Genomic DNA, 24,241 nt, shown 5'->3' on the forward strand with positions numbered 1-24,241 from the left:
CCGGGCGCGCGCCGGAGCCTCGGAACGCTCAGAACAGCCCGTCCTGCTCCACGGGCTCGGCGGTGCGGGCAGGGCGGCGGACGGTGCGCCGGGAGGGCGGCTCGTCGCCGAACAGCGGGTCCGTGCCGCACTCGTCCGGCTCGGCCGGTATCGCGGTGGGCCCGGCGGACACGGCCAGGCGCAGCGGCTCGTCCCGGTCGAAGTCGCCCGGGGTCATCCGCGTCCAGTCGCGGCCCTGCTGGTCACTCACTCGTCGTCTCCCGTCCGCGGCGCCCGGGCCCGGGCGCGGGCGCGGCTCCGGGCGGGGTGCGCCCCGTCGCGTGCCGGCACGTCGGCCACCCTTACCGTCCCTTCCCCCCGAACGCCCACCTGTGTCCCATCCAACAGCATCGGCGATCACCGGACCGCCGGCCGCGGCCCCGCCGCGCGGACTCACCCGGGCGAGTGGCCCGACTCACATGGCGTGACCCGGGACGACGCCGACACCATGGTCCTCCCACCGCCAGGCCGAAGGGATCCAGGATGTTCCGCAAGGTGCTCGTCGCCAACCGCGGCGAGATTGCGATTCGCGCGTTCCGCGCCGGCTATGAACTCGGCGCGAGAACGGTCGCCGTCTTCCCCTACGAGGACCGCAACTCGCTGCACCGGCTGAAGGCCGACGAGGCGTACGAGATCGGCGAGCCGGGGCACCCGGTGCGCGCCTACCTCTCCGTGGAGGAGATCGTCCGCGCGGCACGCAGCGCGGGAGCCGACGCGGTCTACCCGGGGTACGGCTTCCTGTCCGAGAACCCGGAACTGGCCCGCGCCTGCGAGGAGGCGGGCATCACCTTCGTCGGGCCGGACGCCGACACCCTGGAACTGACCGGGAACAAGGCCCGCGCGGTGGCGGCCGCCCGGGCGGCCGGCGTGCCCGTGCTCGGCTCGTCCGCGCCTTCCACCGACGTCGACGAACTCGTCCGCGCCGCCGAGGACGTCGGCTTCCCGGTGTTCGTGAAGGCGGTCGCGGGCGGCGGCGGCCGCGGCATGCGCCGGGTCGAGGACCCGGCGGCGCTGCGCGAGTCCATCGAGGCGGCGTCCCGCGAGGCGGCGTCCGCGTTCGGCGACCCGACCGTCTTCCTGGAGAAGGCCGTCGTCGACCCGCGCCACATCGAGGTGCAGATCCTCGCCGACGGGCAGGGCGGCGTCATCCACCTGTTCGAGCGCGACTGCTCGCTCCAGCGCCGCCACCAGAAGGTGATCGAGCTCGCGCCCGCGCCGAACCTCGACCCGGAACTGCGCGACCGGATCTGCGCCGACGCGGTGCGGTTCGCCCGCGAGATCGGCTACCGCAACGCGGGCACGGTCGAGTTCCTGCTCGACCGCGACGGCAATCACGTCTTCATCGAGATGAACCCGCGCATCCAGGTCGAGCACACGGTGACCGAGGAGATCACCGACGTCGACCTGGTCCAGTCCCAGATGCGCATCGCCGCCGGCGAGACGCTCGCCGACCTCGGCCTCTCCCAGGACACCATCACCGTGCGCGGCGCCGCTCTCCAGTGCCGTATCACCACCGAGGACCCGGCCAACGGCTTCCGCCCGGACACCGGCAGGATCAGCGCCTACCGCTCGCCGGGCGGCTCGGGCATCCGGCTGGACGGCGGAACCACCCACGCCGGTACGGAGATCAGCGCCCACTTCGACTCGATGCTCGTCAAGCTCACCTGCCGCGGCCGGGACTTCCGGGCCGCGATCGGGCGGGCCCGGCGCGCCGTGGCCGAGTTCCGCATCCGCGGCGTGGCCACCAACATCCCGTTCCTGCAGGCCGTCCTGGACGACCCGGACTTCCAGGCCGGGCGGGTCACGACGGCCTTCATCGAGCAGCGGCCGCACCTGCTCACCGCGCGTTCCTCCGCCGACCGCGGCACCAAGCTGCTCACCTACCTCGCCGACGTCACGGTCAACAAGCCGCACGGCGAGCGCCCCGAGCTGATCGACCCGGTCGGCAAGCTGACCACGCCGCCCACCGGCGAACCGCCCGCGGGCTCCCGGCAGCGCCTGGTCGAGCTGGGCCCGGAGGGCTTCGCGCGCCGGCTGCGCGAGTCGCCGACCATCGGCGTCACCGACACCACCTTCCGCGACGCCCACCAGTCCCTGCTCGCCACCCGGGTGCGCACCAAGGACCTCCTCGCCGTCGCCCCGGTCGTGGCGCACACCCTGCCCGAGCTGCTCTCACTGGAGTGCTGGGGCGGCGCCACCTACGACGTCGCCCTGCGCTTCCTCGCCGAGGACCCCTGGGAGCGGCTGGCCGCCCTGCGCGAGGCCGTGCCCAACATCTGCCTGCAGATGCTGCTGCGGGGCCGCAACACCGTGGGCTACACGCCGTATCCGACGGAGGTCACCGACGCCTTCGTCCAGGAGGCCGCGGCCACCGGCATCGACATCTTCCGCATCTTCGACGCGCTCAACGACGTCGGCCAGATGCGCCCCGCCATCGACGCCGTACGGGAGACCGGGACCGCGATCGCCGAGGTCGCCCTGTGCTACACCGCCGACCTGTCCGACCCCGCCGAACGCCTGTACACCCTGGACTACTACCTCCGCCTTGCCGAGCAGATCGTGGAGGCCGGCGCGCACGTCCTCGCCGTCAAGGACATGGCAGGCCTGCTGCGCGCCCCGGCCGCCGCGAAGCTGGTGACGGCGCTGCGCCGCGAGTTCGACCTCCCGGTCCATCTGCACACCCACGACACCGCGGGCGGCCAGCTCGCCACCTACCTCGCCGCGATCCAGGCGGGCGCCGACGCGGTGGACGGCGCCGTGGCGTCGATGGCCGGCACCACATCGCAGCCGTCGCTGTCGGCGATCGTCGCCGCCACCGACCACTCCGAGCGGCCGACCGGCCTCGACCTCCAGGCCGTCGGCGACCTGGAGCCGTACTGGGAGAGCGTCCGCAAGATCTACGCGCCGTTCGAGGCGGGCCTGGCCTCGCCGACCGGGCGCGTCTACCACCACGAGATCCCCGGCGGCCAGCTCTCCAACCTGCGCACCCAGGCCGTCGCGCTGGGCCTGGGCGACCGCTTCGAGGAGATCGAGGCGATGTACGCCGCCGCCGACCGCATCCTGGGCCACCTGGTCAAGGTCACCCCGTCGTCGAAGGTGGTCGGCGACCTCGCCCTGCACCTGGTGGGGGCCGGGGTCTCCCCGGAGGACTTCGAGGCGACGCCGGACCGGTTCGACATCCCCGACTCGGTCATCGGCTTCCTGCGCGGCGAGCTGGGGACCCCGCCGGGCGGCTGGCCGGAGCCGTTCCGCACCAAGGCCCTGCAGGGCCGCACGGAGGCCAAGCCCGTGCAGGAGCTGAGCGCCGAGGACCGGGCGGGCCTGGAGAAGTCCCCCCGCGCGACGCTCAACCGGCTGCTGTTCCCCGGCCCGACGCGCGAGTTCGAGAACCACCGCCAGACCTACGGCGACACCAGCGTGCTGGACAGCAAGGCCTTCTTCTACGGCCTGCGTCCCGCGAAGGAGTACGGCGTCGACCTCGAACCCGGCGTGCGGCTGCTCATCGAGCTCCAGGCCGTGGGCGAGGCGGACGAGCGCGGTATGCGCACCGTGATGTCCACGCTGAACGGCCAGCTGCGGCCGATCCAGGTCCGCGACGCGGCCGCGGCCTCCGACGTGCCGGTGACGGAGAAGGCCGACCGGACCAACCCCGGGCATGTGGCGGCGCCGTTCGCGGGCGTGGTCACGCTCACGGTCGCGGAGGGCGACGAGGTGGAGGCCGGGGCGACCGTGGCCACCATCGAGGCGATGAAGATGGAGGCGACCATCACCGCCCCGAAGGCGGGCCGGGTGAGCAGGCTGGCCATCAACCGCGTCCAGCAGGTGGAGGGCGGCGACCTGCTCGTCGAGGTGTCCTGAGCCGCCGCGCGGGCGCGTGAGGTCCGGCCCCGTCCCCGGCACCGTCCGGGGGCGGGGCCGGACCGTCCTCCCCGGTGGACGTCCCGGTGCGTCAGCGCACCGGGAACCCGAAGGAGTACCCCTGCTGCTTCAGCCACGGCAGTAGCTCGCGCAGCGCGGCCACCGTCTGGGAGCGGTCGCCGCCCGCGTCGTGGAAGAGGACGGTCGGGCCGTTGGAGATCTCCCTCTTCACGGTGGCGACCATGACCGCGGTGCCGGGGCGCTCGAAGTCCTTGGAGTCGACGTTCCAGCCGAGCGGCCGCATACCCCGGGAGGCGGCGAGCCGGCGGCTGTAGGGGGTGAAGGCGCCGCCGGGAGCTCGGTAGTACAGGGGGCGGACGCCCCCGGACGCCTTCGTGATCATCCGTTCCGCGTCCAGGATCTGCTGGGACTGGTAGGCCTCGGACTTGGTGTCCATGGTGGTGTCGTGCGACACCGTGTGGTCGCACAGCCGGTGCCCGGCCGCGACCACGGCCCTGACCATGTCCGGGTGCGCCCGGGCCTGCGTGCCCACCATGCAGAACGTGGCCTTCACCCCGTTATCCTTCAGCACCCGCAGGACCTGCGGCGTCCAGACGGGGTCCGGTCCGTCGTCGATGGTGATGTTGACGCCCCGGGCGCCGCGGTCCGAGGCGTGGGCGATGTCCACCGACACCGGCACCCCCGCGCGGCCCTGGGCCCCGGCGCCCGGCGCGGCGGGCCGGGTGGAGGCGGCGGGGCGGCCCCGCCCCGCGACGGAATCGGCCTGCGCGGTCCACACCGAGGTGGCGGCGGCCACCGCCGTCACCCCGATCGCCGCCGCGAGCACCCGGCCGTGCCAGCCCCGTCCGCCATGCCGCACCATGTCCGCCCCGTTTCCTGCCGTCTCCGTGAACTCCGTGCATTCGTCAGGACGGCGAAAGGCGGCGACGGGATCCGTCCGTTACCGATCACGGACAATTCCGGGGGGATTCGGCGACAGGGCAGGCCGGAGCAGGGGGCGCGCGGCCACCCATGGGGGGCGCACGACGCCGGGGGGGGCGCCGCCCCGGCGCCCCCGGAGCAGCGGCCCCGCGGACGCCTCCGCGTCACCGCATCGGCCGTACGTACCGGGCGCGCCCGCCGGATCCGGCGGACAGTGGTGTCGGGCGACGTCCCTGCCCGCTCCCCGTCCCGGCACAGGAGGCCCGATGCCCGTCTCACGGTCGCTGACCGCGGTCACCGGCACGGCGCTGCTCGGCATCGCGCTGGTGGCCTGCACGGACCAGGCGCTCGGCACGATCATCGCCCGGAACGCGGCCGCCACCTACCGGCAGGTCATCTCGAACCCGGCGGTCGGCGGGTGCCACCGCTTCGCTCAGGGCGCGACCCACGTCGACAACTTCACGCAGAACGACATCATCCTGTACCAGGGCGACAACTGCGCCGAGCCCGCGAACGGGCAGTCCACCTACCTGGCCACGCAGTCCTCCGACTACGTCGTCGCGGGGACCGCCCCCTGGCGCAGCTTCACGATCGTCGGCCGCTGACGCGTCGTCACCCGCCCGGGGTGCCGTCCGGTTCACCGGCCCCGGGGCAGGTGGGGTCGTCGATCGCGGTGACCGTGTACGGGGGTGTGCCCGGGGCGTGGTCGTTCTGGCTGTTGACCACGTAGAGGCGGCAGTCGTGCCGGGCGAGGGTGGTGGGCAGGTCGAACCGCTCACCCGTGATCCGGTGCTCGACCTCTCCGCTGCGCAGGTCCTCGCTCAGCTCGGCGATGTAGACCCCGTGCGGGGCGCCGTAGTTGAGGACGGCGTACAGGGTGCGGCCGCGCAGCACCATGCCGTCGGCGCCGAAGGACTGGCCGCCGAGCCGCACCTGTTCGACGGCGCGGGTGGTGGTGTCCACCCGCCACACTGCCTCCGTGCCGTTGGACGCCACCAGCAGGGTGCTGCCCGTCCGGTCGGCCACGATGCCGTTCAGCAGCCAGTACCGCGCCGGGAACTGCGGGATCGCGGAACGGATGTCCAGCCAGGGCACCAGCGGGCCCAGCCGGCCGTCGCGCAGGTCGGCCCGGTACACCACCGGGTTGGCCCAGTCGGTCGCGTACACGGCGCCCTGGGTGATGACCAGGTCGTTCAGGTCGGACGGGCCGAGCGGGCCGCCCTGCGCCGTCCGGGTCTGCAGCAGCCGGCCCCGCCGGTCGTGCACCATGAGGGTCGCGCCGCCCACCGAGAAGACGCGCCCGCGCGCATCGGTGTGGACGCCCAGCGTGCTCGTACGGTTCTCGAGGCCCTGCGCGGCGAACGGGCGCAGATCCGGCCGGTGCACGTTCCCGCGGAAGAGCCGCCCGGTGCCGTCGGAGGACACGTACATCGTGCCGTCCCGCCCCACGGCGATCCCCTCCGGCAGGACACCGGGGTCCCGGGACACGACGTAGGTGCCGGGCAGCGCGTGAGCACCGGCGTGACCGGTCTGGGCGGCCAGTGCCAGCAGAACCGAGGCTCCCAGGCACAGCAGGCGTCTGGTGGCGTGCATCGATCGACCTCCGGGGACAGGGGGACAGGACCTGTCGTGCGACAGCGCTCCCAGCCTGGCCCGAGCGGGTGCCGGACCGCGCCCCTTTCAGTCCTGGCCGAAAAGTGCGGTCGCGCCGGCCGTCGGTCGGCACCCGCGGCGCACCGCCCGCCTGATTCGGCCCGCGCGGCTCAGGCCGCCGTCCGCGCCCTCTGCCGCCTGGCCGCCAGCACGGCGTGGACGAGGATGCCCGCGAACAGGAACAGCACCCCCTGGTACACGGCCGCGTATCCGGCGCCCGCGACGAGCCAGATCGAGAAGGCGGCGGCGACCGAGGCGACCACGGCGTCGCGCACCAGCCGCGCCCGGTTCACCCGCTCGCGGCGCCCGGACACCAGGTGGAAGAGCTGCGCCGCGGTGGCCAGCAGATACGGCACGGTCGCGGTGAACGTGGTGACCAGGACCAGGATCTCGAACACCCCGGCCGAGCCCGACGTGTAGTTGTAGACGGTGAGCAGCGAGGCCAGGACGACGGTGACACCGACGCCGACCGTCGGGACGCCCCGCCGCCGGCGTGCGAAGGCGGCGGGGAACAGCCCGTCGCGCGCCGCGGCGTACGGGGTCTGCGCGCTCAGCAGCGTCCAGCCGTTGAGGCAGCCGGTCATCGACACCAGCGCGGCGAGCGCCACGGCCCAACCGCCCCAGCCGCCGCCGAACATGGCGTTCACGGCGTCCGAGAAGGGCGCGGTGGACTTCACCAGACGGTCGTGGGCGACCGTGCCGAAGACGGCCAGCGTGCCCAGCAGATAGACGAGCGCGGCGCCCACGGTGCCGATGACCGAGGCCCGGCCCACGTTGCGCCGGGCGTCCTTCACCTCGCCCGCGCTGACGGCGGCGGACTCGACCCCGAGGTAGGAGAAGAGCAGGATCGCGGCGGAGGCGGAGACCGCGCCGATCGCGCTGCCGCCGCTCGCCCGGAACGGGCCGAGGTTGTCCGGGTCGAAGAAGAACAGCCCGCCCACCGCGACGAGCAGCAGCGGCGCGAACTTGAGCACGGTGGAGACGAGTTGCACGGCGCCGACGTACCGGGTGCCCGCGAAGTTGGCCACCGCGGGCAGCCACTGCAGGGCGAGCGCGGCCAGGCAGGCGGTCCAGCGGTGGCCGCCGACCGGGATCAGTACGTCGAGGTAGCCGACGGCGGCGACGGCGAGCGCCGCGTTCGACACCCAGGTGGTGATCCAGTACGCCCAGGCGGCGAGGAACCCGGCGAAGTCGCCGAAGGCCTCCCGGGCGTAGACGTACGGGCCGCCGGTGTCCGGATGGCGCTCGGCCAGCCGTCCGAAGACCAGCGCGAGGGCGATGGCGCCGACGGTCAGGACGCCGAAGGCGACCAGACTGATCGTGCCGTACGGGGCTACGGAGGCCGGGAGCAGGAAGATGCCGCCGCCGATGATGTTGCCCATGACCAGGGCGGTGGCGACGGGCAGCCCGAAGCGGCGGGCGTGCCTGCCGGGGGAGCCGGCGGGCTCGGTGGCGGGCGTGGGGGCCGCGGGGGTCTCCTGCGGGGCCGGAGCCGGCTGCGGGACGGTTCCGGTGACGTGCATGGGGTGGTGCGCCTCTCTTCGAACAGGTGCCCGGGATCGCCGGGGCGAGCCCATGCTCGGACACGAATCGAGCAGATTCCAAATCCCCTGCGTTTGTCCCGTATGCCCCCGCTCGACGCCGCAAAAGGTGCGCCGTGCCACCCTCTGAGCAGGGAATTCTTCCGCCGTTCCGCTCGCCGTGCGCACCCCGGCGGCCGACCCGGGAACGGCCGCCCGCCCGGGTGCCGGCCACCACCTACTCGAACAGCTTCTTCGCCACCCGGGCCGCCGCCTCGCTCTCCGCCGCGGCGGGCGACAGCTCGCTCAGGGTGTCGAGATCGGTGTCCTGCTCCAGCTCAGCCTCCCAGGCGGCGGCGAGTCTGTCCTGCTCCTCGCGCGGCAACCGCTCGACGTGCTCCCGGTGGTGCGGACTGAGCGCCGCCAGGAACCGCTCTACGGTGTCGATGGGCATCCTCTTCTCCTCGCTCGCGGGGGTGCCGGCCTCGGGCGGGCGGCACCGTCCCAGCGTGCTCGGAGCGGCGGCCCCGCCGTCGGCGCCGTGGCCCGCGCGCACCCGATCGGAGGAGGCCCACTGCTGCGAGCGGGCACCGGGCCGCGCGCCCGGCCGGAGGCGGTCGGCCCCCGGCCGTGCGTCGCCGGCACATGTCCGTCGGCCGCGTCCGGTCCGCCGAGGCGCGTCCGGGTCCGCTCGGCCGGGTCGCGGCCTGTCCGCCGAGCCGGCCGGTCCGCTCAGCCGCGTCCGCGTCCTTCGGCCAGCCGCTCCGTCACGGCGCGCGCCATGGCCTCCTCGCCCTTGGCGTTGGGGTGCGCGGGGGCCGCGGGCGAGGTCGGCGCCAGGGGCTCGATCCAGCGGTCCGCCGGGGCCTTGCACATGTCGTGGCCGACCGTGGGGCCGTAGGTGTCCACGTACTCCACGTGGTTCCAGGCGGCGACCAGCCGGAGCATCAGGTTCAGCCGCTTCCCGGTGTCCCGCAGATAGGGGAAGTCCTTCGCCGCGAAGGGCACCGAGGGATAGCAGCCGCTTCCGTCGTCGGGCAGCAGGTCCGGATAGCCGACGACGAGCACCCGGGCGTGCGGTGCCCTGGAGTGCACGGCCCGCAGCACCCGGTCGACCTTCGGCGCCGTCTGCGCGATGGCGACCGTCAGCCGGTCGGTCCCGGACGAGCCGTAGTAGCGCTCGCACGGATTTCCCGACGGGTCCGTGGAGCTGAGCGCGGCGCAGGTGGCGATGATGGAGCCGAACCCCATGTCGTTGCCGCCGATCTGGAGGGTCACCAGGTCGGTGCCCCGCTCCAGCGCGTCGAGTTGGGGACCGTTGGTGCCCTGCGGCTCCCACATTTGGTCGGTCTTCGCCGCGCTGCAGCTCACGTCCTTGAGCGTGGTCCGCGCCCGCTCCGCCGCCACGAGCGAGGGGTAGTTGTGGTCCGAGCGGGCGCAGTTGGCGTCCACCTGGCGCGGGATGAGCGGACCCGAGGTGTAGGAGTCGCCGAGCGCCACGTACTCCGTGACGTGTCCGGATCCGTGCGCCGCGGCGGGCACCGTGGACGCGGCGACGAGGACGCAACCGCCCAGTGCCGCCCCAACGGCCGCCGGCCACCGGCGCCTGCCCGCCGCCGTACCCGCACGCGTGTCGCTCGCCATGACAAGCCTCCCCCTGGGAACAGGACCTCGCGCACGACCGGCACCGCGGTGCGATCGTCACACGTTCAACGGGGCTTGTATACCGTCCGGTAGGTACCCAGGGCCATAGACGGGAGTGAATGATCCGTTGCCGCGGCCGGCCCGGATTGGTCCGGAAAAAAGTTTCGCCCGATCGGGCGGCCGACCAATCCACCGCCCCACCAGGCCCGGATTCCCCACGTGACAGGCGATCAGGAGCAGCAGCGACATCCCAGGACCTGGGTCCGGCCGGCGCTTGGCGCGCTCAGCGGCGTGCTCGCGGGGTTCGCCGCGCTGTCCACCGCCGAACTGGCGGCCGCGTGGGTACGCCCCGAAGCGGGTCCCGTCGTCGCGGTGGGCGGTGCGGCCATCGACCGTACGCCGGCCGCGGTGAAGGACTGGGCGATCCGGAATTTCGGCACTCACGACAAGCTGGTGCTCCAGCTCGGAATTCTGCTCGTGCTCGCCCTGTTCGCGCTCGCGGTGGGGCTGCTGGCGCTGCGGCGTCGCAGGCTGGGCGCGGCGGCGGTCCTCGTCCTCGGCGTCGTCGGGGCGCTCTCGGGGGTCAGCCGGCCGGACTCCACCGGTCCCGTCGACGCGCTGCCCTCCCTCGTGGGCTCGGCCGCCGGAGCGGTCCTGCTGTACGTGCTGGCGGGGCGGCTGCCTGCTCGGTACGTCTCAAGTGCCGTGCCCAGTAAGGACGTTGACGACCGGGTGGGCCCTCGGCGGGGCGACCCCGAGGGCTGGGACCGCCGTGGGTTCGTCGTCGCGGCCACCGCCGCGGCCGCCGCGTCCGCCGGTGTGGGCGTACTGGGCCGCGCGCTCGGCGGATCCACCGCCCGGGACGCGGTCGGCTCCCGGAACAGCCTCGTCCTTCCGGGCCCCGCCTCGTCGGCGCCGCCGGTGCCCCGGGGCGCGCGGGTACGCGTGGACGGCGTCAGCCCGTTCCTCACGCCCAACGGGGACTTCTACCGGGTGGACACCGCCCTGGTGGTGCCCAAGGTCGACGCGAGGGCCTGGCGGCTGCGCGTCCACGGCAGGGGCGTCCGTGAGCCGGTCACACTCACCTTCGACGACCTGCTGCGACGCGAACTCGTCGAGCGGGACATCACCCTCACGTGTGTCTCGAACGAGGTCGGCGGCCCGTACGTCGGCAACGCCCGCTGGACCGGCGTGCGTCTGGCGGATCTGCTGGCCGAGTGCGGGGTGCGGCCGCCGTCCAGGGGCGGCCGGGCCGACCAGCTCGTGGCCCGTTCGGTGGACGGCATGACGATCGGCACACCGGTCGAGGACGTCATGGACGGCCGCGACGCCCTGCTCGCCGTCGGCATGAACGGGGAGCCGCTGCCCTTCGCCCACGGCTTCCCGGTCCGCATGGTGGTCCCCGGCCTGTACGGCTATGTGTCCGCCTGCAAGTGGATCAAGGACATCGAGCTCACCACCTTCGACGCCTACGACCCGTACTGGGTCCGGCGGGGGTGGGCCCGCCAGGCGCCGGTCAAGACGCAGTCCCGCATCGACACGCCGAAGCCGTTCGCACGGCCGAGGGCGGGCACCGTGATGGTGGCCGGTGTCGCCTGGGCCCAGCACCGGGGCATCGACCGGGTCGAGATCCGCGTCGACGACGGCCCCTGGCAGGAGGCCGCCCTCGCGGCCGAGGACTCCCGCGACACCTGGCGCCAGTGGTCCTTCCCCTGGCGGGCCGGCAAGGGCGGTCACACCCTCACCGTCCGCGCCACCGACCGCACCGGCGCGGTGCAGACCGCCCGGCGCACGCGCACCGAACCCGACGGAGCAAGCGGCCACCACTCGGTCGTGGTGACCGTCGACTGACCCCCTCACCCCCTGACCAACTGCCTCTTCGCCCCTGCCCCCTGACCCACCGTCTTTCCGACCTCCCGTCCCACCCCATGAACCGGCGGCGACCGCCGCCTCTGCCAACAGGAGAAACATCATGAACACCCGTATCCGCCGTATCGCCGTGACCGTGGCCGCCGCCGCCGTACTGCCGCTCGCGCTGAGCGCGTGCTCCGACAACAGCGACTCCGCCAAGTCCGGCTCGTCCGGCAAGGCGTCGGCCTCGGCCACCGCGTCGGACGACAGCATGGCGGGTTCCGGCAGCGACGCGTCGAGCATGAACGAGCCGTTCGGCCCGGCCTGTTCGTCGGTGCCCAAGAGCGGTGCCGGATCGTTCGACGGCATGGCCAAGGACCCGGTCGCGACCGCCGCCTCCAACAACCCGGCGCTGTCGACCCTGGTGTCGGCGGTGAAGAAGGCCGGCCTGGTCGACACCCTCAACAACGCCCAGAACATCACCGTGTTCGCGCCGACCAACGACGCCTTCGCCAAGATCCCCAAGGCGACGCTCGACAAGGTCCTCAACGACAAGGCGCAGCTGACGAAGATCCTCACCTACCACGTGGTGGGCAAGAAGCTCGCCCCCAAGGACCTGGAGAACGGCTCCTTCGACACGCTGGAGAAGTCGAAGCTCAGCACCTCCGGCTCGGGCGAGTCCTACATGGTCAACGACTCCGCCAAGGTGGTCTGCGGCAACGTCAAGACCGCCAACGCCAACGTCTACATCATCGACACCGTCCTGATGCCGAAGGGCTGACGACCGGCCCCCGCGGGGGCGGTACGGAGCGGAAGGGGGTGGCCGGGACGTCCGGTCACCCCCGCCTCCGTCCTCCTTACCGCGGGCGGCATCACCGCCGTTCCGGTGATGCGATGACTTCGCCCGGAAGGCTCAACTCTCCCGCCACACCAGGGCCGTGAGCACCGCGCTGCTCACCGTGACGGGCTGGGCGCTCTGGTTGAGCAGCCGCACCCGCATCCCCCGGCCGGCCGCCAGCCGCTTGGTCAGCGGGACGACGCCGAAGGTGTCGCCGCCGGTCCCGGCGATCTCGTGCACGGGGTGGTCGGCCTTGAAGTCACCGCCTTCGTACTCGCTCATCCGGACCTGGACGACCCCGCCGACGGGCAGGCTCTCGAACCGCAGGCTGACCGAGCCCGTGAAGCGGGCGGCGCCGCGCGCGAAGACCGCGCCGTCGGTGGCGTGGCCGCCCGGCTCGTCCGACCACTCCTCGGTGAACTCGATCGAGTCCCAGGCGCCCGGCCGCAGCGCGTAGGGCCTGGCGACACCGAGATTCACGTAGGCGGGCATCTCGTCGTCCTCCTGGGATACGGGGTTCCAACCGGGGCTGTGCCGCAGCCGCTCGGCGACGTCGGCGCGGAGCCTGTCCATGGTGAGCTTGAAGGGACCGCGGCCGCCGTACCCGGCGACGGGCCCGGCGGGGTCCGGCTTGCCCTCGATCGAGGTCTCCAGATGCCCGGCGCAACTGGCCGAACTCCAGCCGTGCGCACGGCACACGGCCGCGTTGAACCGGACCCAGGTGTCGTACTGAGCGCGGGTATAGGCGTCCTTGCCGTTCCCGAGGTTCTCGACCTCGATCCCGTACAGCACGTCGTTGCCGTCGACGGTGCCCGAGCGAGCGTCGGGGCGGGGGATCGGCCGCTCGGCCAGGATCGCCTCGTACGCGTTCCGGGCCGCCAGTCCGGCATGGTTGGCGCGGCCGTCCGCCACCAGGACCAGGACCCCGGACTTGGGCAGATAGGCGTGGGCGAGCGGGGCGGGCAGTCCGGGCCGCCCCTTGACCGCGATGGTGGCGAGACTGTCGGTGCCGGCCGTGTGGTGGTTCAGCACACCGTGCACCGGGCCGAATATCCGGCCCGTCGCCCCGTCACGGCCGCGTGTCGTCCAGCCCGCGTACTCCGTGAAGCGGACGCCCTCGGCGCGTAACGCCGCCCGCCACCGGGCCGGGGTCAGGGGAGACGCCATCACGTCACCCCCGGCCGATGTCCATGGTGCCTGTTCATCATCAGCGTCCTTGCCGTCCTTGCCGTCGTACGGGACAGCCGCCGCGCGGTGACTTTCGGTGAGTTCCCGGATACGGGCGTGCGCCGGCCGGCAGACGAGGTGCCGGCACCTGTTCACGGAGTCGCGCCCGGCGGCGGCCTGCGCGTTCACATCGGTAATGCCCCCCTGTCCGGGACGTACGCGTGGGCGCGAGAAGTCGTGCGAACGGGCGCCCTTGTGTGCGTACGGTGAACGATCCGGTATTCGCGTAGAAACGTCACGTTCGCAACCAGCCGCTCGCCGTCACGCCTTTTCGGGGCCGATCTTGGGGGCACTTGACGATGTGTCCACCCGCCGCGGCGCGCCCGCGGCGGCACATCCGGAAGAAGAACAGGAAGGCGAAGGCCATGCGGTTCGACGAGGCCGGACGAATCCACCGACCCCGACTGCCCCGGCGGCGCAAGGGACGGGCACTGCGCACCGTACGACGAGAAGTGTGCGAACTGCCCGGCCTCGGCGGGCGGGACCTGTTCGCGGTGCCGGACGAGGAACTGCGGTCGCCGCACCGCCGTGCCCTGGTGCGGGACCTGCGTCCGCTGTCCCCCATCCGCAGCCGTCCGTCGCGGAGTTGAACGCCTTGCTCGGGGGCGCATGGGGCGATGGGATGAGCCCTGTACGCGCCCCCGAGGGCGCCGGAAGAATGCTCCCCGCCGGCGGTCTTGTCGCCGCGCTCTGGTCCGCGTCACCGCCCCACCGTCCAGGAGAGCAGGTCGGCTGCCGTGCTGTTGCGTCTTCCCACGTCCGTGTCCGAGGCACAGCGATACCTGGCCCAGAAAGCCGTACCGGTGGGCGGGGCGACCCTGGTGTGGGCCACGTGGCAGCGGGACGGCTTCCCCGAACAGGCCCTGTCGCTGCGCCACGTTCCGGAGGCCAACGAACTGGGCCGGAACGTGCTGGGCGCGGCAGTGGTGCTGAACCGGATCGACGACCGTGTGCCGCTGGTGCTGCACCGGGCGGCCGCCTCCGTGGGGACCGGTGCGGTGCGCCGTACGGCGACGGTCGGCGGCAACCTCGTCGGCAGCACACTGCGCTGCCTGCTGCCCGCGGCGGTCGTCCTGGACGCCCGGGCGACCGTGCTGGAGGCGGACCGGGTCCACGAGGCCGAACTCGGCGAAGTCGTTGCCAAGCGTCCGCTCCTTCTCGGCCTTCGCTGGCGTGAGCCGATCGCCAGCGCGTACCGCAAGCTGCCCCGGGAGGCGGGCGGACGGCCGCCCCTCGTGGTCGCCGCCGCCCTGCACGCCACCCACGGGGGACCCGACCGCCTCCGCGTCGCCGTCCGCGACGGCTACGAGGTGCTCAGCGGCAGCGTCGCCCGCGACACCGACACCGAGACCGTGCTGCACGACCTCGGGCGCACGGCGATCGGTGAACTCCCGCCGAAATCATGGGAGGTGGTCGCCGAACAGGTCGGCGCACTCCTGAACGGCCGTGCCGAGGGGCCCCGTTCCCACCCGTGAGGTGGTGCCCCCCCGAAGCCGTCGCCGCCCTGACGGCGCCCGCCGTGATGCTCGCGCCGGCGCCGGCGTCACCGCGCACGGAGATTCCCGCCTACGGCCCCGCAAAGGCACCGGGACGGCACCATCCGCAGCGCCTGCCTCTCCGTCCGCGCGCCCGCCCGGGTGACGATGCGCTGAGACGCCGGGCACGCAGGGACCTGACCGGGGCTCGGCTGATCACGATGGGCCGAACAGCCGAAGAGCGGACACGTCCGGTGAGGGCGGTCCCGCACGGGGCCGCGCGCACCACGACGGTCCCGGCCCTCGCCCGACCAGGCGTCTCCACTGGCAGTCCACCCGCACCAGGGGTGAGGTGGGGGGATGGGATCCACAGCTGCGCCCCCACCCGTGAGTTCCGCCCAGCGGGCCGGGGCGTTCACGGCGGTGTCGATCGCGCTGTTCTGCATCCAGGTCGACTTCTTCGCGCTCAACCTGGCCGTCCCCGGCATCGCGTCCGACCTGCGCGTGACGGTCTCCGCCGCCCAGTGGACCCTGTCCGCCTACATGCTCGCCATCGGCTGCTTCTTCATCGTCGGCGGCCGCCTCGGCGACCTGTTCGGACGCCGGCCGCTGCTGCTGACCGGCATCGCGCTGTTCGCCGCCGCCTCCGCCGGCTGTGCTCTCGCCCCCACCCTCGGCGCACTCGTCGCCGCCCGCGTCGCGCAGGGTGTCGGCGCGGCGCTGATCTTCCCGGTCTCGGTCTCCGTCGTCACCAACACCTTCCCCGACGAAACGCGGGCCCGGGCCCTGGGCGCGGTGTTCGCCGTCGCCAACGTGGGCACCGCGCTGGGGCCGTTCATCGGAGGAGGCTTCACCGGCGGCCCCGGCTGGCGGTGGATCTTCTGGCTGCTGGGCGGCCTGAGCGCCCTCGCCCTGCTCATCGCCCTGCGCCAGGCCCCCGACTCCCGCGACGAGACCGCCTCACGCCAGATCGACCTGCCCGGCTGCCTGACCGTCGTCGCCGCCCTGGCCGCCCTGACGCTCGCCCTGGAACGCGGCAGCGCCTGGGGCTGGGACCAGCCGCGCACCCTGGCCCTGTTCGCCGTAGCCCTGGTGGCCGGCGCGCTCTTCGTCCTGCGGGAACGCATGTGCCGTCACCCCCTGGTCGACTTCCGCCTCTTCCGCAACGCGCCCTTCTGCCTCGTCACCGTCATGGGCGCGGTGTGCAACATGGGCTACGTCGTCACCGTCTTCCTGGCCACCCTTCAGCTCCAGCAGGTACGCGGTCTGTCCGCTCTCGCCGCCGGCACCCTCTTCCTCGTACCGGCCCTCACCGTCGCCTGCACCGGCCCGCTGGGCGCCTGGCTCTCGCTGCGGATGTCCTCCACCACCGTCATGGCCCTCGCCGGAATCATCGCCGGAACCGGTATGACCGGCCTGAGCCTGGTGTGGTCCTGGTGGCTCTACATCCCCCTGTTCACCTGGTGTGCCCTCGGCCTCGGACTCGGCTGGACCTTCGCCAGCGTCGCCACCCAGCAGGTCGTCCCGCCCGCCCGCGCGGGCGAGGCCTCCGGCGTCGTGCTCACCGCACTGGTCACCCTCGGCGCCGTCGCCCTCGCGGCCGCGGCGACCGCCCTCACCGCCCTCACCCCCGAGACCAGCCCCGCGCACGCCTACGACGCCATCCTGCGCACGGGCGGCGCGACCGTCCTCGGCGCCTGCGCCGCGGTCCTGTTCGTCCGGCACCGGCTCGCCGCACGCGGCCTCGTACCGTCCCCCGTCGGCGCGGCCGACCCGGCCGACGCGACCGACCCGGCCGGCCCGGTCGGACGTCGCCGATCCCGTTGCCCCACGCGGGTCACGGCGTCCCTCAGCCGACGGAACCTCAGACGAGACCACCCGTATGCGGCTCCGTCGCAGGAAAGCAGAAAATCACATCCTCCTGATGGGCCATCGACTTCCATCTGATGGGGCATCGACATCCGTGCGGGGCCGCCCGGATGGCCCCAGGATGCGGTGCCGGCCGGGTAGCCCATCTGCGGCGTCCCAGTGGTAGGCCGCCCCGATCCTGCGGAAAGTGATCACGTCGCACCTGTGTTTCCGAGTGAGCGGGCAGCCTGCCGGCTCTCGCAGTTGCGACGGAAGGAACACCCATGCGTATCACCCGTACTCTGTTCACTTCGGCGGCGATCGCCGCCGCCGTGGCTCTGTCCGCGCCGGCGGCCGGCGCCGCGACCCTGTCCGCGTTCGCGGTGGCGCCGGCCGCGGGCTCCGACCACGGCGACTCGCACGGCTCCCGGGGCGACGACTCGGACGACAACGGCGGCTCGAAGGGCGACGACGAGGGCGGCCGCGGCGGCGACAACGGCGGCGACAACGGCGGCTCGAAGGGCGACGACGAGGGCGGCCGCGGCGGCGACGACGGCGGCTCGAAGGGCGACGACGAGGGCGGCCGCGGCGGCGACGACGGCGGCTCGAAGGGCGACGAAGGCTCGAAGGGCGGCTACGACAAGGGCTCGTCCGACGAGCACGGCGACGACGAGGACTCGTCGAAGAAGGGCGACGACTCGTCCAAGAAGGGCGACGACTCGTCCAAGAAGGGCGGCGGCTGGTCCAAGAAGGGCGACGAGTCTTCCAAGAAGGGCGGCGACTCGTCCAAGAAGGAAGACGGCCGCGGCGGCAGCAAGCCGAGCGGCGGCGTCCACGCCGGTGGCGGCGCGCTGGCCATGGCGCCCAACGAGGGCGGCCGCGGCGGCGACGAGGGCGGCTGGTCCAAGTCGGGCGGCGACGACGAGGGCGGCTCGTCCAAGTCGGGCGGCGGCGACGAGGGCGGCTGGTCCAAGTCGGGCGGCGGCGACGAGGGCGGCTCCTCCAAGTCGCACGGCGGCAGTGAGGGCGGCTACTCGAAGGGCGGCGAGGAGCGCGGTGGCAGCAAGCCGCGCGGTGGCGTCCACGCCGGTGGCGGCGGTCTGGCCGACTCCACCAACACCCTGGGTGTGGGAGCCGCGCTGCTGCTGGGCGGCCTGGGAGCCGGCGCGTACATGCTGCGCCGGCGCAACGGGTCGAACGCCTCTGCGGCCTGATCCGATTCCTCTTCCGACCGCTGTGCTGTCGCGGTCTTCGTCACCCATCGAGGGTGACCGAAGACCGCGACAGCGGCTTTCCCCCCGCCCGGCTCACCGTCACCCGTTCACGAAAGGCACCTCGCATGGCCTCCCCGCAGTCGCCTCGGACGGAGCAGCCCGGTACCGAGCCCGCCGCACGGCCTCGCCGGAACCACCTCGTGTGGCCCGCGGCGGCAGTGGCGCTGGGCGCTCTGCTCATCCACAACTCCCTGGACACCCCGGTCCAGGGCCTCGGCAGCCCGACGCACGTCCGGCCCACCACCGTCTTCAGCAGCGCGCCGGATGTCCCCGGCAGCGCGCCGGACGTCCCCGGCGTTGAGACGACGTCCCCGCCGCCCACCGACGACGACTCGCTGCCCCGATCGGTGCCGACGCGGCTGTCGATCCCGTCCATCGGTGTGAACGCGCCGTTCACCAAGCTGAACATCGGCGCGTCGGGACAACTCCAGGCGCCGCCCCCGAACAACACCAATCTCGTCGGCTGGTTCGAGGGCGGCGTCTCCCCGGGCGAGCGCGGCGCGTCGATCGTCGTCGGCCACCTCGACACGAAGATCGGCCGCGCCGTCTTCGCGGACCTGGACACACTCCAGCACGGAAGTCTGGTGAAGATCACGCGTGCGGACGGTGTCATCGCTCGCTTCAAGGTCGACTCCGTCCAGACCTTCAGCAAGGCCGCCTTCCCCGACGACAAGGTCTACGCCGACACCCCCACACCCGAACTGCGCCTGATCACGTGCGGCGGCATCTACAACCGCACCGCCAGGGACTACGAGGACAACGTGGTGGTGTTCGCCCACCTCGACTCGGCCGGCCCCGCCTGACGCGCTCCCGGCGGCCACGGGCCCGGCCGGAGACGACGGCGTCCGGGATTGATCTGGTCCAACCAGTTGACCAGCCGTCACGGCGGGTGCACGCTGACCGCCATGGCAGAGGAACGCATCCGGCGGGAAGCGGTCTCCGACCAGCTTTTCGCGCTGCTCAGGGACCGTGTCCTGAGCGGTGTCCTGCCCGCGGGCACCGCCCTGACGGCGGAGCGGGACCTGGCCGCCGAGTTCGGCGTCAACCGGCACGCGGTGCGCGAGGCGCTGAAGCGCCTTCAGCAGGCCCGGCTGGTCGAGGTGAGCCACGGCGGCCGCACCATGGTGCTGGACTGGCGGCGCACCGCCGGACTGGAACTGGCGGTGCGGATGGCCGAGGCCGGCCCGCCGCTGGACTCCCACGACCTGAGACGTGACGTCCTGGAGATGCGGGCGTGCGTCGGCGCGGACGCGGCCCGGCTGTGCGCGGCGCGCTGCTCGCCGGAACAGGCGGCCGCCATCGAGGCCGCCGCGGCCGGCTACGCCCAGGCCGGCCCGGATCTCGCCGCTCTCGGCGCGGCGGACGTCGCCTGGTGGCGGCTGATCGTCGAGGGCTCCGGCAACCTGGCCTATCTGCTGGCCTTCAACACCCTCGTGGGCGGGACGCTCGCCGCCGGCGAAGTGCCGCCCGACCGCCGGGCCGAGGAACTGCTCGACGTGGCGGCCCATCTGCGGCTCGCCGAACTGATCGCCGCACACGACGAGGAGGGCGCCGAGCGACTGGCCCGCCACCTCCTCTCCCGCAGTGTGCCCGCCGTCCCGGAGAGGAGGGCGGGCTGACATGATCCCCGCCATCGTGTACGCGATACCGTTCTTCGTCCTGCTGGTCGCGGTGGAGGCGCTGTCGTACCGCTTCCTCCCCGACGACGAGGAGCGCGGCTACGAGCTGCGCGACACGGTCACCAGCATGTCCATGGGCGCGGGCAGCCAGGTCATCGGACTGCCGTGGAAGGTGGTCGCGGTCCTCGGCTACGCCGCCGTCTGGAGCGTCGCCCCCTGGCACCTGCCGGTCACCTCGCCGTGGACATGGATCCTGCTGTTCTTCGCCGACGACCTGGCGTACTACGCCTTCCACCGCGCGCACCACCGCGTCCGCGTCCTGTGGGCGAGCCACGTCGTGCACCACTCCAGCGTGCGCTTCAACCTCTCCACCGCGCTCCGCCAGAGCTGGACGCCGATGACCACGCTGCCCTTCTGGCTGCCCCTCGCCCTGCTGGGCCTGCCGCCGTGGATGATCCTGCTGCAACAGTCGTTCAGCCTCCTCTACCAGTTCTTCCTCCACACCGAGCGGGTGGACAAGCTGTGGCGCCCGGTCGAATGGGTCTTCAACACCCCCTCTCACCACCGGGTCCACCACGCCTCCAACGACGTCTACCTGGACCGCAATTACGGCGGCATCCTCATCCTGTGGGACCGGCTCTTCGGCACTTTCGAGGCGGAGGGGGAGCGGGTGGTGTACGGGCTGACGAAGAACATCGACACCTACAACCCGCTGCGGGTCGCCTTCCACGAGTACGCCGCCGCCTGGCGCGACGTCCGCGGCGCGCGGCGCTGGCGCGACAAGGCGGGCCACCTCTTCGGCCCGCCCGGATGGGCGCCGGGGACGGAGCTCTGAGATGCCGCCGATCCTCCTCGCCTACGCGGGACTTGCCGCGCTGAACCTGGCCGGCGTCGCACTGCACCAGGAGCTCCTGGAATGGTGCACCAAGCCGCTGCTCGCACCGCTGCTGGCCGTGTACCTGTGGCGCTGCACGCGCCGGGACCATCCCGCCGTGCTCGCCGGCCTGGCGCTGGCGACCGCGGGTGACGTGGCCCTGCTCCTGCCGGTCACCGGGGCCTTCGTGGCGGGCATCGCCTGCTTCCTGGGCATGCAGCTCTGCTACATCACCGCCTTCGCCCAGCAGGGCGCCGTCGCCCACCTGCGCGCCCGGCCCCTGCTGTGCGCGGCCTGCCTCGCGGTGTGGGCGGCCGCGAACGCGGCCCTGCTGCCCCACCTCGGAGCGCTGGCGTGGGCGGTCGCTCCCTACAGCCTGGCCCTGGTGACCATGGCGGCGACCGCGCAGGTCCGGGGGCCGGGGGCGGCCTGGGGCGGTGCGGTGTTCGTCGCCTCGGACCTGCTGATCGGACTCGGCGCGGCCGGAGGGGAGTTCACCGGCCGCCCGGTCCTCGTCATGGCCACCTACGCCCTGGCCCAGTTCCTGCTGGTCGACGCCTTCACCCGCACACGGCCGCCGCGTAGGAAGCACCACCCCGCACCCGAGCACGCCGAGCGGGTACCGCCCGGCGGCCGACCGCGCCGCGCCGCAAAACGGCTGAGTGATTGTCAGTGCCGTGCTGAACAATGGCGGAAAGAAGAGAGATCGATATCGCCCGTTCGGGGTAACCGGTCTCAAGTCCCTGTCATGAGGAAGGCCCCACACTGATGCAGCCCATCCCCGGTCCGGCGGCTCCGGCCCCCGCTGTCTCCCCGACCGCGCGACGGCAGCAGGCCGAGGACATACCCGCATTCGCATGCACCGCCGCCGCTGTCATACCCGCCGCACGGGGCCGGCAGGCGGCACCGCCAGGCCCCGAGCGCGGAGACCGGCCACCGCTGCCCGGCGCGACGCGGTCCGGCGCCGCCCGTCACGCCCGTGTCCTGCGGACCGCACTCGGGGAGGCCTGACGATGCTCCTGCCCCACCGCGGCCGCTCCGGCGCCCCGCTCAGCCCCAAGGGCGCCGACCTCCTGCGCATCATCAACGACCCCGGCACCACGGTCTTCCTCACCGTGCACGCGGGCGGACGCCGCAGATACAGCTACTGGCAGCCGTTCGACGCCGCCACCGGCCAGGGAAGCTGCTACGTCGCCCTCCCCACCGCCGAGTGCGACGCCCTGCACTCCAGCGGACGGATCGCCCTCGGCGAGCCCTTGGTCGACCCCGCCAAGACGACCTACCGCGTCCGGCCCGTCCGCACCCCGTCCGCCTCGCAGCGCGCGGCCCAGCGGTGGACCCGCGCCGCCTGAGCGGCGTCCGACCGCGGGCCGCCGCCGCAGCCGAGCAGAGCGGCGCCGGTCCCGGAGCCGGCCGCGACACCGCCACGCCGCGGTATCCGCCGGAGTCAGTCACCGACCCCCAGCCCACCGCCCGGTGAGCGACTGCCGCTGGGGGAGACGCTGACGCTGCCGGAGGGGCTGGCGGACGGCCTCGCCGAGGCGGACGCCGTCTGCGAGGGCGAGGTGGGGCGGCTGGTGGAAGGCCGTGGAGCCGGCCTGGTCCTGGCCGGGGGCGGCGCACTGGTGGTGGCGGCGGAGGGCGACCGGGAGGTCGGTGGCGCGCTGGGAGACACGGTGGGCAGAGGACGGCGGAACCCCTCACCACCACGGTCCTCCACAGCCTTTCGGGCCGGGTGTGTGGTCGCACGCTCGGGCGGGGTGGACGAGGTGGGCGAATCGGTGGCGTCGAGCCGGGAATCCTCGGGAAGCGGCTGGTCCGGGATCGTCGCCGCGCGTGGGGTCGCCGACTGGGGAAGCACCGATGCTGCGGCCACTCCGCCGAGGACGGTGAAGGCGGCCGCGGCAAGGCACCTGACGGCGTACTTCCTCATCCGCGGCGGACGGTTGTGCCGGCCTGTCGGCAGCTCCTGCACAGGAGTTGGTGCCCCCGGGCCCACGGCACCGTCGAGGGAGCCGGCGGTGTCCGGCACTTCGCTGAAGTGAATCTCCGGTGCCGTGGTGCCGATGGTCGCCGGGGCTCCGTCACCCGGCTCGCCGAGCGGTGCCATCCGGGAGTCGTAGGCCCCGCACTCGGGGCAGGTCACGGCGCCGTTGAGCGTGCGACTGCACGGGATGCAGTAGTCCATGACGCGACCGCTCAGTCCTCGAGCCGGCGGGGGCCGGCAGGCACCCGGGCGGGGCGGGAGCCGGCGAGGGGGACACGCCGCGTTGTTGCCGTCGGAGCAGTCTTAGCCATGTGCGAACCTCATTCACCGGTCTCGAGGTGGGTCACCGGTTACCGGGGTCAACGGAGCGGACGGATCACGTGCTCAGCGACCGGCCGAAAAGTGGCATACGTAACTCGCGACCGGGGTCCCTCCCCACCAGGGCGCAGGCCGGCTCCGTAGGCGGCCGCCAGGTCGGACGGTCGCACGGGCGGGTGGGCGGGCGGTGTGACAAGGCGACGTATTGCACCGTCCAGGTGATCCGCCCGGAGCACTGCAACCGCGGTCCGCGCCGTTGGCCTCTGTCCTCACCAAGACCGTCGCAAGCACGCACAGCGGTGAGAACGGAGCATGACATGCAGACACTGAGGCCGATCGCCGACCTGTCCTGGGACCGTGCCGCGGGCGAGGACTTCCTGCTGCCGCCCCCGAACCCGGGCCAGCGCATCGCCTGCCACGTCCACCCCGAGGACATGCGACGCCTTGACCTCCACGCGACGCTGACCGCGGCCGGCATCGCCCCCTCGCCGGGCGACCGGGAAGCGATCGAACGCCTGAGCGCACTGCCGGACAGCGTGCACGAGGCCCTCCGCCGCTGGCTGCGCGCGACAGGCTGAGCACGCCGCCCGAACTTCCCCGCAAGGGGAGGAAGCAAGTGACTGTCGGTGGCGGGCACTAGGGTGCGCCCAGGTTCTTGGAGGAGTTTCCCGTGGGTTTTTCTGGCCACTTGGTCTTCGGTTGCAGCTCGCGGCCACTGCTGCAGTCCCCCGTCTTCGACGCCATGCACCAGGAATCGAAGGACAGCGTGCACACGTCGTGGCCGCGTTCGGGCGGCTGGCAGACGCTCCAGTTGGATCACGGCCTGTGGGAAGAGGAGGACCTGGCCGCGCTGGTCGCATGGACTCGCGCACCGGCCTGCGTCGCCGACGTCTACGACAGCGGCGTCGCCCTGCTGACCGGACGAGCACCTGACGGGCAGCGCTGGCAGGCGTGCCTGAACATGGAGGCGGCCGCGTCGCTCTGGGCCGAGGAGCCCGAAGACGTGGAGGACGTGAGTGTGTGGGTGAGCACACCCGAGTTCCGCGAGTCGGTGGGACGCAAGCGTGCCGAACTCCTCGCAGCGGTGCCGGACTCCGCCCGAGGTGCCCTCGTCTGGGCCGCGGCGGCCGGCCGGGCAGACACCGTCGAGCAGTCCACGATCGAGGAACTGTTGTGTTCCCACGAGACTTTCGTGGAGGACCTCTTCGATGCCCTGCTGGACGCGTTGGGCTTCCCTCCGGCTGTAAAGCCCTCCACCGAGTCCGAGTGACGGG

22 protein-coding genes are annotated in these 24,241 nt (G+C 73.0%); 15 read left to right on the top strand and 7 right to left on the bottom strand.

Annotated elements, in window-relative coordinates; genetic code table 11:
- Positions 1–28 precede the first annotated feature (28 nt).
- Positions 29–250 (bottom strand): hypothetical protein, encoded by a 222-nt coding sequence (locus ACIQ9G_RS29455; RefSeq protein ID WP_403615453.1) that lies wholly within the window; start codon positions 248–250, stop codon positions 29–31.
- A gap of 272 nt (positions 251–522) precedes the next feature.
- Between ACIQ9G_RS29455 and ACIQ9G_RS29460 the strand changes: the two genes are divergently transcribed.
- Positions 523–3,897, top strand: a complete 3,375-nt coding sequence (locus ACIQ9G_RS29460; protein ID WP_403615456.1) for a pyruvate carboxylase — start codon at positions 523–525, stop codon at positions 3,895–3,897.
- A gap of 91 nt (positions 3,898–3,988) precedes the next feature.
- On the opposite strand, the gene ACIQ9G_RS29465 is transcribed toward ACIQ9G_RS29460, so the two are convergent.
- Entirely contained in the window at positions 3,989–4,780 is a 792-nt protein-coding gene (locus ACIQ9G_RS29465) for a polysaccharide deacetylase family protein (protein ID WP_403615457.1), read from the bottom strand.
- A 325-nt stretch (positions 4,781–5,105) separates the two neighbouring features.
- On the opposite strand from ACIQ9G_RS29465, the gene ACIQ9G_RS29470 reads away from it, so the two are divergent.
- Entirely contained in the window at positions 5,106–5,444 is a 339-nt protein-coding gene (locus ACIQ9G_RS29470; RefSeq protein WP_403615459.1) for a hypothetical protein, read from the top strand.
- Positions 5,445–5,451: 7 nt separating this feature from the next.
- Here ACIQ9G_RS29470 and ACIQ9G_RS29475 read toward each other — a convergent pair whose 3' ends face one another.
- The 4 genes from ACIQ9G_RS29475 to ACIQ9G_RS29490 form a co-directional block, all read right to left on the bottom strand.
- Positions 5,452–6,432, bottom strand: coding sequence for a hypothetical protein (locus tag ACIQ9G_RS29475; protein ID WP_403615461.1), 981 nt, complete (start codon positions 6,430–6,432; stop codon positions 5,452–5,454).
- Between the two features lie 170 nt (positions 6,433–6,602).
- Positions 6,603–8,015 carry an amino acid permease gene (locus tag ACIQ9G_RS29480; RefSeq protein ID WP_403615464.1) on the bottom strand — a complete coding sequence of 471 codons (1,413 nt, stop codon included), beginning with the start codon at positions 8,013–8,015 and terminating at the stop codon, positions 6,603–6,605.
- Positions 8,016–8,250: 235 nt separating this feature from the next.
- On the bottom strand, positions 8,251–8,466 hold the full coding sequence (locus tag ACIQ9G_RS29485; protein WP_356192131.1) for a hypothetical protein: 216 nt from the start codon (positions 8,464–8,466) through the stop codon (positions 8,251–8,253).
- A gap of 278 nt (positions 8,467–8,744) precedes the next feature.
- The gene (locus ACIQ9G_RS29490; RefSeq protein ID WP_403615467.1) at positions 8,745–9,656 is read right to left on the bottom strand and encodes an SGNH/GDSL hydrolase family protein; all 912 of its coding nucleotides are present in this window, start codon (positions 9,654–9,656) and stop codon (positions 8,745–8,747) included.
- Positions 9,657–9,875: 219 nt separating this feature from the next.
- On the opposite strand from ACIQ9G_RS29490, the gene ACIQ9G_RS29495 reads away from it, so the two are divergent.
- Positions 9,876–11,507, top strand: a complete 1,632-nt coding sequence (locus tag ACIQ9G_RS29495) for a sulfite oxidase (protein ID WP_403615470.1) — start codon at positions 9,876–9,878, stop codon at positions 11,505–11,507.
- A 121-nt stretch (positions 11,508–11,628) separates the two neighbouring features.
- Positions 11,629–12,288 (top strand): fasciclin domain-containing protein, encoded by a 660-nt coding sequence (locus tag ACIQ9G_RS29500; protein ID WP_403615472.1) that lies wholly within the window; start codon positions 11,629–11,631, stop codon positions 12,286–12,288.
- Positions 12,289–12,420: 132 nt separating this feature from the next.
- On the opposite strand, the gene ACIQ9G_RS29505 is transcribed toward ACIQ9G_RS29500, so the two are convergent.
- Positions 12,421–13,512 (bottom strand): N-acetylmuramoyl-L-alanine amidase, encoded by a 1,092-nt coding sequence (locus ACIQ9G_RS29505; protein WP_403615474.1) that lies wholly within the window; start codon positions 13,510–13,512, stop codon positions 12,421–12,423.
- Positions 13,513–13,937: 425 nt separating this feature from the next.
- On the opposite strand from ACIQ9G_RS29505, the gene ACIQ9G_RS29510 reads away from it, so the two are divergent.
- The 11 genes from ACIQ9G_RS29510 (at position 13,938) to ACIQ9G_RS29560 (ending at position 24,237) form a co-directional block, all read left to right on the top strand.
- Positions 13,938–14,162 (top strand): hypothetical protein, encoded by a 225-nt coding sequence (locus ACIQ9G_RS29510; protein WP_403615476.1) that lies wholly within the window; start codon positions 13,938–13,940, stop codon positions 14,160–14,162.
- A 147-nt stretch (positions 14,163–14,309) separates the two neighbouring features.
- Positions 14,310–15,047, top strand: coding sequence for an FAD binding domain-containing protein (locus ACIQ9G_RS29515; RefSeq protein ID WP_403615479.1), 738 nt, complete (start codon positions 14,310–14,312; stop codon positions 15,045–15,047).
- Between the two features lie 360 nt (positions 15,048–15,407).
- The gene (locus tag ACIQ9G_RS29520) at positions 15,408–16,994 is read left to right on the top strand and encodes an MFS transporter (RefSeq protein WP_403615482.1); all 1,587 of its coding nucleotides are present in this window, start codon (positions 15,408–15,410) and stop codon (positions 16,992–16,994) included.
- A gap of 185 nt (positions 16,995–17,179) precedes the next feature.
- Positions 17,180–18,109 carry a hypothetical protein gene (locus ACIQ9G_RS29525; RefSeq protein ID WP_403615484.1) on the top strand — a complete coding sequence of 310 codons (930 nt, stop codon included), beginning with the start codon at positions 17,180–17,182 and terminating at the stop codon, positions 18,107–18,109.
- Between the two features lie 125 nt (positions 18,110–18,234).
- Complete coding sequence (locus ACIQ9G_RS29530; protein WP_403615487.1) at positions 18,235–18,972, top strand: class F sortase; 738 nt, start codon at positions 18,235–18,237, stop codon at positions 18,970–18,972.
- Between the two features lie 102 nt (positions 18,973–19,074).
- Positions 19,075–19,788 (top strand): FadR/GntR family transcriptional regulator, encoded by a 714-nt coding sequence (locus tag ACIQ9G_RS29535; RefSeq protein WP_403615490.1) that lies wholly within the window; start codon positions 19,075–19,077, stop codon positions 19,786–19,788.
- Position 19,789: 1 nt separating this feature from the next.
- The gene (locus ACIQ9G_RS29540) at positions 19,790–20,623 is read left to right on the top strand and encodes a sterol desaturase family protein (protein ID WP_403615493.1); all 834 of its coding nucleotides are present in this window, start codon (positions 19,790–19,792) and stop codon (positions 20,621–20,623) included.
- A gap of 1 nt (position 20,624) precedes the next feature.
- Complete coding sequence (locus ACIQ9G_RS29545; RefSeq protein ID WP_403615496.1) at positions 20,625–21,431, top strand: lysoplasmalogenase; 807 nt, start codon at positions 20,625–20,627, stop codon at positions 21,429–21,431.
- A gap of 244 nt (positions 21,432–21,675) precedes the next feature.
- A complete protein-coding gene (locus tag ACIQ9G_RS29550; protein WP_403615499.1) occupies positions 21,676–22,014 on the top strand; it encodes a hypothetical protein in 339 nt (112 codons plus the stop codon).
- A 1,270-nt stretch (positions 22,015–23,284) separates the two neighbouring features.
- On the top strand, positions 23,285–23,545 hold the full coding sequence (locus ACIQ9G_RS29555; RefSeq protein ID WP_403615502.1) for a hypothetical protein: 261 nt from the start codon (positions 23,285–23,287) through the stop codon (positions 23,543–23,545).
- A 92-nt stretch (positions 23,546–23,637) separates the two neighbouring features.
- Entirely contained in the window at positions 23,638–24,237 is a 600-nt protein-coding gene (locus ACIQ9G_RS29560; protein ID WP_403615505.1) for a hypothetical protein, read from the top strand.
- Positions 24,238–24,241 lie beyond the last annotated feature (4 nt).

Origin of the sequence: Streptomyces sp. NPDC096152, assembly GCF_044763235.1 — a bacterium.
In the GTDB taxonomy this organism is placed as follows: Bacteria; Actinomycetota; Actinomycetes; order Streptomycetales; family Streptomycetaceae; genus Streptomyces.

Excerpts from the sequence above, each read along its gene's own strand:
- ACIQ9G_RS29530 (WP_403615487.1), top strand. The coding sequence starts at position 18,235 with ATGGCCTCCCCGCAGTCGCCTCGGACGGAGCAGCCCGGTACCGAGCCC.
- ACIQ9G_RS29465 (WP_403615457.1), bottom strand. The coding sequence starts at position 4,780 with ATGGTGCGGCATGGCGGACGGGGCTGGCACGGCCGGGTGCTCGCGGCG.
- ACIQ9G_RS29525 (WP_403615484.1), top strand. The coding sequence starts at position 17,180 with ATGCGTATCACCCGTACTCTGTTCACTTCGGCGGCGATCGCCGCCGCC.
- ACIQ9G_RS29505 (WP_403615474.1), bottom strand. The coding sequence starts at position 13,512 with ATGGCGTCTCCCCTGACCCCGGCCCGGTGGCGGGCGGCGTTACGCGCC.
- ACIQ9G_RS29555 (WP_403615502.1), top strand. The coding sequence starts at position 23,285 with ATGCAGACACTGAGGCCGATCGCCGACCTGTCCTGGGACCGTGCCGCG.
- ACIQ9G_RS29520 (WP_403615482.1), top strand. The coding sequence starts at position 15,408 with ATGGGATCCACAGCTGCGCCCCCACCCGTGAGTTCCGCCCAGCGGGCC.
- ACIQ9G_RS29545 (WP_403615496.1), top strand. The coding sequence starts at position 20,625 with ATGCCGCCGATCCTCCTCGCCTACGCGGGACTTGCCGCGCTGAACCTG.
- ACIQ9G_RS29500 (WP_403615472.1), top strand. The coding sequence starts at position 11,629 with ATGAACACCCGTATCCGCCGTATCGCCGTGACCGTGGCCGCCGCCGCC.
- ACIQ9G_RS29535 (WP_403615490.1), top strand. The coding sequence starts at position 19,075 with ATGGCAGAGGAACGCATCCGGCGGGAAGCGGTCTCCGACCAGCTTTTC.
- ACIQ9G_RS29550 (WP_403615499.1), top strand. The coding sequence starts at position 21,676 with ATGCTCCTGCCCCACCGCGGCCGCTCCGGCGCCCCGCTCAGCCCCAAG.
- ACIQ9G_RS29475 (WP_403615461.1), bottom strand. The coding sequence starts at position 6,432 with ATGCACGCCACCAGACGCCTGCTGTGCCTGGGAGCCTCGGTTCTGCTG.
- ACIQ9G_RS29510 (WP_403615476.1), top strand. The coding sequence starts at position 13,938 with ATGCGGTTCGACGAGGCCGGACGAATCCACCGACCCCGACTGCCCCGG.
- ACIQ9G_RS29540 (WP_403615493.1), top strand. The coding sequence starts at position 19,790 with ATGATCCCCGCCATCGTGTACGCGATACCGTTCTTCGTCCTGCTGGTC.
- ACIQ9G_RS29470 (WP_403615459.1), top strand. The coding sequence starts at position 5,106 with ATGCCCGTCTCACGGTCGCTGACCGCGGTCACCGGCACGGCGCTGCTC.
- ACIQ9G_RS29485 (WP_356192131.1), bottom strand. The coding sequence starts at position 8,466 with ATGCCCATCGACACCGTAGAGCGGTTCCTGGCGGCGCTCAGTCCGCAC.
- ACIQ9G_RS29460 (WP_403615456.1), top strand. The coding sequence starts at position 523 with ATGTTCCGCAAGGTGCTCGTCGCCAACCGCGGCGAGATTGCGATTCGC.
- ACIQ9G_RS29480 (WP_403615464.1), bottom strand. The coding sequence starts at position 8,015 with ATGCACGTCACCGGAACCGTCCCGCAGCCGGCTCCGGCCCCGCAGGAG.
- ACIQ9G_RS29490 (WP_403615467.1), bottom strand. The coding sequence starts at position 9,656 with ATGGCGAGCGACACGCGTGCGGGTACGGCGGCGGGCAGGCGCCGGTGG.